This is a genomic window from Fulvivirga aurantia (assembly GCF_009711475.1).
Lineage (GTDB): Bacteria > Bacteroidota > Bacteroidia > Cytophagales > Cyclobacteriaceae > Fulvivirga > Fulvivirga aurantia.
The window spans coordinates 1-738 of record NZ_SMMD01000151.1 but is presented as its reverse complement, the minus strand read 5'-3'; the positions used below and the strand labels follow the sequence as shown (position 1 = coordinate 738).

Genomic DNA, 738 nt, shown 5'->3' with positions numbered 1-738 from the left:
ATTTCTTAGATAGTAATCTACGCCAACTTCAGAAGAGGCTAAGTCGATTGTTGTTTCACCTTCACAAATGAAAGATGTTTCTGCTGCTGTAACTGTTTGATCTGCAATTGTGCAAGGACTAGCACCGGCTCCAAGCTGTCCGGTTGTCCAAACAGGAGTACCTGAAAAATTACCATCATATCCGTTAGAGGTTCTGTCCAACACCTGTGTACCTGAACCGCTTTCGAAATCATAATATGCTAAAAGACCTGATTCATTTCCTGCCAGGGGGGTATTCATACTGTTACTGATCTCTGTTTGAGTTCTGGCAACATTCCAAATACGTACTTCATCTAAAACGCCATCACAGTTTTCTGAGATATTAGAATAATTTGCTCCAATCTTAACAGGATAGCTGTTAGTTGGCATTGTACCACTCACTGATACAGTGTTCTCGAGCGCCCCGTTTACATAAACTTTTATGGTTGTACCATCCCATACACCTGCTACGTGCGTCCAGGTATTGAGAGGTACAGTAGTTGTACCTGTAACTGATGTAAAAGCTCCGTTGCTCACCCAAAAAACAGGCTTCATATTGTCAAGACGCAGTAAAAACTGCAAATTACCTGCATCGTAATTACCTACAATCGTATGAAAAGTTCGTGAGCTTTTGGGCTTTATCCAACCCTCAGCTGTTACCGTGTTTGTTCCAGTCAAAATACTGGTAATGCCTGTGCCGGTATTGACATAGTCATTGTT

General features: G+C 41.7%; 1 protein-coding gene. It reads right to left on the bottom strand.

Going from position 1 to position 738, the window contains the following annotated elements; genetic code table 11:
* Nucleotides 1–738, bottom strand: a 738-nt coding sequence (locus tag E1176_RS00430; RefSeq protein WP_185152478.1) for a LamG domain-containing protein, incomplete at both ends; no start/stop codon positions are given.